9 protein-coding genes and 1 pseudogene are annotated in these 7871 nt (G+C 60.3%); 7 read left to right on the top strand and 3 right to left on the bottom strand.

Annotation, left to right across the window (positions count from 1 at the left end):
• From F6X53_RS31560 to F6X53_RS31570, 3 genes are all read left to right on the top strand, one after another.
• A partial coding sequence (locus F6X53_RS31560) for a TRAP transporter large permease subunit (protein WP_151002349.1) occupies positions 1 to 330 on the top strand: 330 nt, incomplete at its 5' end.
• Between the two features lie 371 nt (positions 331 to 701).
• Positions 702 to 1514: an IS5 family transposase gene (locus F6X53_RS31565; protein WP_151005822.1), complete on the top strand. Its 813-nt coding sequence runs from the start codon at positions 702 to 704 to the stop codon at positions 1512 to 1514.
• A gap of 918 nt (positions 1515 to 2432) precedes the next feature.
• Entirely contained in the window at positions 2433 to 2633 is a 201-nt protein-coding gene (locus tag F6X53_RS31570; protein WP_151005824.1) for a hypothetical protein, read from the top strand.
• A gap of 35 nt (positions 2634 to 2668) precedes the next feature.
• Here the strand turns inward: F6X53_RS31570 and F6X53_RS31575 are convergent, their stop codons facing one another.
• From F6X53_RS31575 to F6X53_RS31585, 3 genes are all read right to left on the bottom strand, one after another.
• A complete protein-coding gene (locus F6X53_RS31575) occupies positions 2669 to 2905 on the bottom strand; it encodes a hypothetical protein (protein WP_151005826.1) in 237 nt (78 codons plus the stop codon).
• A 542-nt stretch (positions 2906 to 3447) separates the two neighbouring features.
• A complete protein-coding gene (locus tag F6X53_RS31580; RefSeq protein WP_151005828.1) occupies positions 3448 to 3786 on the bottom strand; it encodes a DUF6894 family protein in 339 nt (112 codons plus the stop codon).
• Between the two features lie 392 nt (positions 3787 to 4178).
• Entirely contained in the window at positions 4179 to 4448 is a 270-nt protein-coding gene (locus F6X53_RS31585; protein WP_151005830.1) for a DUF1488 family protein, read from the bottom strand.
• 357 nt (positions 4449 to 4805) lie between these two features.
• Between F6X53_RS31585 and F6X53_RS31590 the strand changes: the two genes are divergently transcribed.
• From F6X53_RS31590 to F6X53_RS31605, 4 genes and pseudogenes are all read left to right on the top strand, one after another.
• A complete protein-coding gene (locus F6X53_RS31590; RefSeq protein ID WP_151005832.1) occupies positions 4806 to 5342 on the top strand; it encodes a DDE-type integrase/transposase/recombinase in 537 nt (178 codons plus the stop codon).
• 573 nt (positions 5343 to 5915) lie between these two features.
• Positions 5916 to 6320: a hypothetical protein gene (locus F6X53_RS32855; RefSeq protein WP_191971088.1), complete on the top strand. Its 405-nt coding sequence runs from the start codon at positions 5916 to 5918 to the stop codon at positions 6318 to 6320.
• A 154-nt stretch (positions 6321 to 6474) separates the two neighbouring features.
• A pseudogene (locus tag F6X53_RS31600) lies at positions 6475 to 7486 on the top strand (IS5 family transposase); the annotation flags it as partial.
• Positions 7483 to 7809 (top strand): hypothetical protein, encoded by a 327-nt coding sequence (locus tag F6X53_RS31605; RefSeq protein WP_151005834.1) that lies wholly within the window; start codon positions 7483 to 7485, stop codon positions 7807 to 7809. The pseudogene F6X53_RS31600 and the gene F6X53_RS31605, both read left to right, overlap by 4 nt.
• The last annotated feature ends 62 nt before the right edge of the window (positions 7810 to 7871 follow it).

Consider the following 7871-nt stretch of genomic DNA (forward strand, 5'->3'; position numbering starts at 1 on the left):
ATGGTGATCGTGCTGGGCTTCTTCCTGCCGCCGGTCTCGATCATCCTGATGACGGCACCCATCATCTTGCCGCCGCTCAAGGCCGCCGGCTTCGACCTCGTCTGGTTCGGCGTCGTGATGACCATCACCATGGAGATGGGGCTGATCCACCCGCCGGTGGGCCTCAACATCTTCGTGATCAAGAACATCGCCCCCGACATCCCGCTCTCGGACATCATCTGGGGCACGCTCCCCTTCGTGATCCTGATGGCGGTGGCGATCCTGATCCTCTGCCTCGTCCCCGGCATCGCCATGTGGCTGCCGAACGTGCTGCTGCCGACGACCCGGTAGCAGGATAGGCAGCGCAGACGTGGGCGGCCCGGGCTGGGAGGTCCGGGCCGCTTCGCGTATCAGGACGGAAATTCCTGTAGGGCGAGGCCTGAACGCGCCAGCGCCTCGTCTCTTCGGCCTCATCGCCGTAGGCCTCAGCCAATTGATCGGGTGACGAGGCTGCGTCGCTCCTTAACTCACGGTCCAATAGGGCTTGCCCGTGTGGAACGTTCCAGGCAGCCAGCCAACCCATTCCAGACGAAGGACCCAGCGTTCTGAAACGCCTCGTCCCTAGAGGTCTCAGAGCCCGTCCGATAAGGGTCTGGGGCGGGGTTGAGTGATCGGGATGGCGGTGATTCCAGGAAGGTGCTGAAGCCTGACCTGGACCTGCCGTGTGGACCCCGACCACCCGGCGGCAGCATAGCCGCATGGGCCTTCGCTATGAAACCGACCTGAGCGACGCCGAGTGGGCGGTGATCGAGCCGCTGATGCCCAGGCCTGCTCCATGTGGTCGGCCTCCGGTCTGGACGACCCGGGAGATCCTGAACGCGATCTTCTACGTTCTGAGAGGTGGGATTTCCTGGCGGTTGATCCCAACGGATCTGCCGCCTCGCAGCACGACCTACGGCTACTTCAGCCGCTGGCGCGACGCGGGCTTGTTCGGCCGGATCAACCATCACCTCGTCATGGCCGATCGCGAGCGTGTCGGACGCGAGGCCTCGCCGTCCGCTGCGGTGCTCGACAGCCAGAGCATTAAGACGATTGAGAGCGGCGGGCCGCGCGGCTACGACGCCGGCAAGAGGGTCAAAGGGCGCAAGCGCCAAGCCCTGGTGGACATGGACGGGCGCGCTCTCGTCCTCGATCCACAGCCCGCCGACGTGCAGGATCGCGATGGAGCTGTGCCGGTGCTGCGCCTATCGCGACAGACCTTCCCGTTCATCGTCAAAGCCTTTGTCGATGCAGATTATGCCGGCGACAGACCAGCGACCGCCACGATCATCACCGTCGAGATCGTGCGCAAGCCGCCCGATCAAATCGGCTTTGCCGTGCATCCACGCCGTTGGGTGGTCGAACGATTCTTCGCCTGGATCAGCCGCAACCGACGCCTCTGGAAGGACCCGGAGGCCACGCTCGCCTCCGCCCGAGCTTTCCTCTACGCCGCAGCCGTCCTGATCCTCGTCAGACGTCTTGCCCGCTCAAAATGAATTTTCGGACGGACTCTTAGGATTTAGTGACGGTCAGCATGTATTTTGACCGGTATGGAACACAATAAATCATTACCAGAAAAATAAATAGAATTCTATTATCTGGGTCTGGTAAAAAACATTTGCGACACCATCTTCTATTGGGTCCTGCGCCATCCGTGCTCAGGCTTAGGAGCAGAGACGGCTATGGCTCGGGCTATGATCACCGGGCGGGCGCCGACCATATCGCGCGCCGACCTCAATGAGCGCGTAAAGCGGCTAGTTGCCGATATGCCGGACCCTAAGAAAGGCACCCGGTACAACAAGCCATCCATGCGCTTCCAGCCAAAGCGGCTACCCAAGTAAGCGGTGATGTCACTCGCTGCTGCTTCATCCGAGGGAGCGGTCGGCAACCGACACTTGGAGACATATGCGGCGGATCCGGCCTGTTCATGAAGGAGGGCGTTATGGTTCACCCCAGACTTACAGGCCTAGAGTTCAGCTGGTTCACTAAGTGCCAGATGCTGGCCTCGAACTACGAACAGCATTGGGGGATGAGTTTAGAGCCCGATCTTGGAAAGTTGGTGCAGAGCGTTGCGGCTGACGCGCGGACGAGCTTTACGGGGCCGCAATCGATGAAGCGCACTGCCGAGCGGCTGGCTTTTGTCGCAGACGCGATTACACCGGCGGGTGACGATCAGGCAGCAGGTTCGAATGGGCGACGTGAGAGAGCCCGTTATGCTGAAGCTTTGCGGTGCCTCTCGTCGCAATTGGTGAGCACGGCGGATGATGTCGAGGCATGGAAGCATTCCTCTGCGCCTTCGCTTGAGATGGGTCCCGTACCGTCAGCAGCTTCGCCATAGCTGATCGAAATACCGGAAGTAACTTGCCACCCCCTAGCTTGAAACGTCGCGCTCAAAGAGGCATCGATCAGGCCGGATGATCATCTTCAAGCCAAATCCCCACAAGCTGTGGGTCACGCGATCCTCGAAGGAGCCGGGCCGGTTCGACTGGTTGATCACACGGGATGATGTGGTCGTGCGCCAGTCGGTCCGATCTTTCGGTTCGAAGGGCGCTTCGGAGGCAAACGGCGACGCGGCCTTCCGGGAGATCACCTCGCGCTGGCAGAGTACACGATAGCGGATGCTATCGGAGAAGACAGTGCTCCCTCATCCTCATAGAGCTCTAGCGTAACCCGGAAGAAGGTCGATGGCCTGTGCCGTGGTTTGAGAGAGGTGCACCTCAGTCAGGGTGACTTCAGCAACCTCCTCTACTGCATCCTTGACGATCTGCACTCCGCTTTGTGGATCTTCGGTGAGCACCGCATAGAACAGGTTAAGCTGACGCTCTGGTGCATCTTCGTCCGGACACGCCACTTTGACGATAAAGGCGGTCTGGTTGGGCTCCATCATCGCGGGACCTTATACTCCATGGCTGCTGTATGTGGATCAGCCGAGGCGGAATGGGGCGCGGCAGTAACCCGCCTCACGAAGACCTTAAATGCCGATACTTGCCGCGCCTGCGTCGGCCGCCTGCTGCACTGTTGCGCCATTGCGTAGCGCCAAAGCTATTGCTGCCGCTGTGCGGTCTACAGCGTCGGCATGCTTGACACCGTAATCGTACGCGGTTTTATTGTTCGAACCGATTTTTGCATGAAAATTATCAGGGAATTTCAATTCAGTCCCAAGATTATCTTTCTCGACGTCTTGCTCAATAGGAAGCCTGAATATCGGATTGTCTCTCTGCGTGCGAAATCTGTGTCCGGCAGTTCAGCGCCATTTTTGCTAAGTAAATCGATGCCGTCGTAGGCATTGAAGTGATAGCGCGGCACATGGCTCTCTGCTCATTAAGGCGGGAGTAAAGGCTCTCACTCGCGAGCATGCCTGGGTGAACCCCGCGATTGCTGCCCAGTCTGCCATCGGCCGTCTGATACCGTTCTCAAGCAGATTAGATTTTATGCACTGTGGTAGGTAGACGTGTTGCGTTCGTATGCGGTGCTTTCTGTAAGAGCGCGGTTTTGCATAACTAAGGGCAGTTCAACGACGTGCGGTGCCGCTTGATTGTTCTGATCTTGACCGTTCGGGGTGCCGGTTGCGGTCGCAATCTGATGGCCACTCCTGTCACGGATCACGACGGCATGCCGCCCCCCCTTAAGTCGATGATTGCTGCCGATGGCCACCGCCAGCATGTTGTTGGCGAACGAGATAGCTTCATCTGCATTCTCCGTGTCGTGTCCCTCATCGTCCCATTCGGAGAGGAGGCCTGCGTGAAGGTCAAAATAATAGTGCGTCATCGGACTTCCTCAGCAGCAACAAAGCTCAACGTGGCGCGATGGTGTTCTTCAATTGACATTCCGTAGAGATCTTAGCGCGACAGTGGCACATGAAGATCTCAAAAGCGCTGGTTCAGTATAGCTGCTGGCAGGGGCGCCCCTGGTTCATCCGCAAGGTTACTGCGCACTCGGACGCCACCTGGGGCATCGGGGTCCAGCGTTCTAATCCGGTCAGGGATTGTAGCAGTGGTTTTTGGCATGTTTGACATGCCGTCATCGGAACCGACCGAGGGAACGGAAACGGTTTGAGCAACAGCGGGCACGCTCATAGCGAGAGCAGCCGCTACGGAAAATATACAACTCCGATGCATTCTAAGGCGTTCCTTAAAAAACTAATGGGTCTTTAGGTTAATTTATCTGAAATCTTCGTCAATAAGATCGATGAGTCCATTATGAATTCCATTGCTGTTGTGCCTCTTGCTGGCGGCGTCCTCGATTTCGGTTTGGCAGCTTTCAAAGAGATTGTTCGGCTCGGAGTCCTCATCGCCAAACCAGTCCCGCAGGGTGTCTATCGAAATTCGACAGAGGAGCAGCCGATGCCCGTCCGACATCGCGAAACGAACATGCTCCCGTGTGTTCGCATCGATAACCGGCGGCCAGCCCGGATATCCGACGATCGGCATGGCAAACCTCTGCGGTTTTTACCAGCCCCCAAAAAGTAGCTGTTTTTAAGACAACCGTTCATCCGCGTAAAACGGCACACTGGCGCCCACTTTTATTTTCAGTGAGCTGCAGCCATGCGGAAGAAAACTGGGAATTTGCTAGTCCGATTATTTCCCGGCAGGCCATTCACTCACTGACTGCCGTTCCTGCCACGCGTTGATCCGCTATCATCCGCTAGTATCATTCCATTGGTGGCCGATCAAACTGCCGGCAAGCAGACGCCATGGAGGCGCGAGGGACCTGTCGCAAAGTTTGTGATGTTCACGGCTCGTAAGCCATACGGGCCGAGTTTGCCGCCTCCAGCCCGGGGGTGGTCCATGATCCTCAACGCTATCGCCGCCAAGCTGAAGAGCCGGTCCAAGCATGACTTTAGGGGCCGGCACTTTGAGGCGGCTCTGATCGTGCAGGCGGTCTCTTGGTACCTGCGCTACCCGCTCAGTTACCGCGCCATCGACGAGCACGGTGCGCCTGTCGACTTCCTGCTGAGCGCCAGACGCGATCTGGACGCCGCCAAGCGCTTCTTCCGCAAGATGCTCGACGATCAGCCGTTGCTGGTGCCTGACCAGATAGGCACGAATGCCGCTGCTCCCTACCCGCCGGCCATCGTAGCGACGCGGAAGGCTGGCCTGCTGGCGCGCACGCCCGTCCACTACGTGACGAAGCACCTGCAGCAGGGCATCGAGAGCGACCACTTTCGGCTGAAGAAGAACATGTCTCGGAACGGCGGCTTCCGCTCCTTCCACACGGCCCGGCGCACCATCCAGGGCTTCGGGTTCGCTGGCGCCTGGACCGTGCGCGAGCAGAACCAGCTGCGGGCCCACTGCTTCGGACTGTCCGCCGCGAACAAAGCATGAAAGCAGTATGGCAGAGGCCCTTCTGCATCTCAGCTCCGAGCTTGCGACAAGCCCGGCGGCCTTACCGAACCCAGCCTCGGCCGGCTGACGCGCTTTGCTCCTGAAATGGGCTTGGTCGGCTGACCATAGGCATCGGACGGGGAAACTGTGCTGTAAGATTGACACTCGTGCCAGTGTCAAGGATCTGCACACTCGATCAGCAAACCCCCTAGGGGCAGGACAGGCCGTTCGTGTTGTCCTCGTATTGCTCGTTCACTCAGCGGATTAGGCTGAAACGGCGGCGGTCGCCCAAGCCGATCAAGGGACTTTGGGTGACGTGCTGGTCAATGCCAGCGTCTCGGTCCAATGGGACCTTCTCATGTCGACGCCAGGCACCCCGGCCTCTCTGTGCAGGCCGACGAGACGGTGGACTAGGATGGAGCCGCCACAAGCCCTGGGGTTCGGACCCAGTTTCTATGTACATGATGAGCGGACACCAAGGTCCGTTACGCTATTCAGCAAACCGTGTTCGGTAAGCGGTTCTGCATCTGCACTACAGCTCGCTCATCAATGCCGCCAGAAGCGCTGCGTCTTATGGGCGACGGTGATGACGCGCCCGTCATCACCGATCACAGCATAGATATTCAGCCACCGCTCAAGGTCGCGGAGGCTGTTCAGACCACCGAAGTGATCGGCGAGACGGCCACGCGCTGCCTTGTCAAAAATCAGCCGGTCAGCCCCGCCGCAGCGCGTCGGCGAGCCGAAGTCCTCCAGCAGCTCGACGATGAAGGACGGTATGGCCCGCTGCTGGAGTCACTTCCTGGCATGAGCGGAGATCGGCATCGGCCGAGCCTGACGGCTGGTCACGGAGGGATGGTTGATGTGCAAGTGTGGCTCCTTCTGAAAAGAGCCACCTCCAATAGTCTGTCCGAGCGCCCTGTCAGCAAGAACCAAGTCTCTCTTATCGGCGGCTTTTATGAGCCTTCAGGGCCCGCATGATTGTAGCCCGGCTCAGGCCGAACTGCTGGCCGACGTCGTGCACCGCCGCCTCAAGCTTCTTGACCTGAGCTACCCTCAGCCGGACCGCCATCGCGATCGCATCCTCGTCCAACATCAGGGTCTGTGACGCAGGAGGCCTTCCGGGCCTTCTATGCCGGATCGCCAGCTCAAAGATGTGGCGCTCGCAGCGCTGAACCAGGACTTCTCTGCGCTCTGTGCGGTCCGGATGGGTCGTCCCTCGATCCCGCCTGAGATGCTGCTGCGGGCGATGCTCCTGCAAGCGTTCTACTCGATCCGCTCCGAGCGGCAGTTGATGGAGCGGCTGGAGTTCGACCTGCTGTTCCGCTGGTTCGTGGGACTGGGTGTCGACGATTTGGCCTGGGATCATTCGAGCTTCAGCAAGAACCGGGACCGGCTGCTGGCCGGCGAGATCGCCGCCAAGTTCCTGGCAGCCGTGCTGGCCCAGCCCCGGGTGAAGCGGCTCCTGTCCAGCGACCACTTCAGCGTCGACGGCACGCTGATCGAGGCCTGGGCGTCGATGAAGAGCTTCAAGCCCAAGGATCACAGCGCAGATCAAGCCCCCCCGCCCGCTGGCGGGCGCAACGCCGAGGTCGACTTCAAGGGTCAGACGCGCTCAAACGAGACGCACGAGAGCACCACCGATCCTGAAGCCAGGCTCTACCGCAAGGGCCCGGGCTGGGAAGCCAAGCTTTGCTTCATCGGCCACGCTCTGATGGAGAACCGCTCGGGCCTGATCGTGGACACCCGCCTGACGTCTGCAGACGGCCACGCCGAGCGCATCGCCGCCTTGGCGATGATCGAACCGAGGGCGGACGGGCCCAGGGCGATCTCCGTGGGCGCCGAAGGCCTATGACGCTGAGGACTTCGTCAACGAGCTGCGGTCGATGAACGTGCAAGCGCACGTGGCCCAGAACACGAGCGGCCGCCGCTTGTCCATCGATCGACGAACCACTCGCCATGCCGGCTATGGCATGAGCCAGAGGATCCGCAAGCGCATCGAGGAGGGCTTTGGCTGGATCAAGACGGTGGGTGGCCAGCGTAAGACCCGCTTCAGGGGCCGCGGCAAGGTCGGGTGGGCCTTCGCCTTCACGGCGGCGGCCTACAACCTGGTGCGCCTGCCCAAGCTGCTCGGAGCTCTGGCGTGAGCGTCCTGGGCAAGTGGCGGATCGTCGAGCTGCCCGGCTACGCGGACGACTACGCCGACATGGTCGAGCCGGCCTACATCCTTTTCGAGACTACCGGCGGCGAGTTCGCCTTCGGATGCGTCACCGGGGCCTTCGCTGGTGGTGGGGATCACGCTGCCATCGCGTTCGACTGGACCGGCAACGAGGAGATGGACGCGGCCTGCGGCTCTGGTTGGGCCAAGCTTCAGGCTGACGGCTCGCTTCACGGCGGGATCGGCTTCCACGCCGGCGACGAAATCCCCTTCATCGCCCGCCGCTGGCCCACTTCTTCAACGGCCTGCTAGTTGTCCGGATGCGAAACCTCCTTGGCGACGGCTACAACCTTGAGCGCTTTCGGCAGCGCGTC

The organism is Methylobacterium soli (assembly GCF_008806385.1).
GTDB lineage: Bacteria > Pseudomonadota > Alphaproteobacteria > Rhizobiales > Beijerinckiaceae > Methylobacterium > Methylobacterium soli.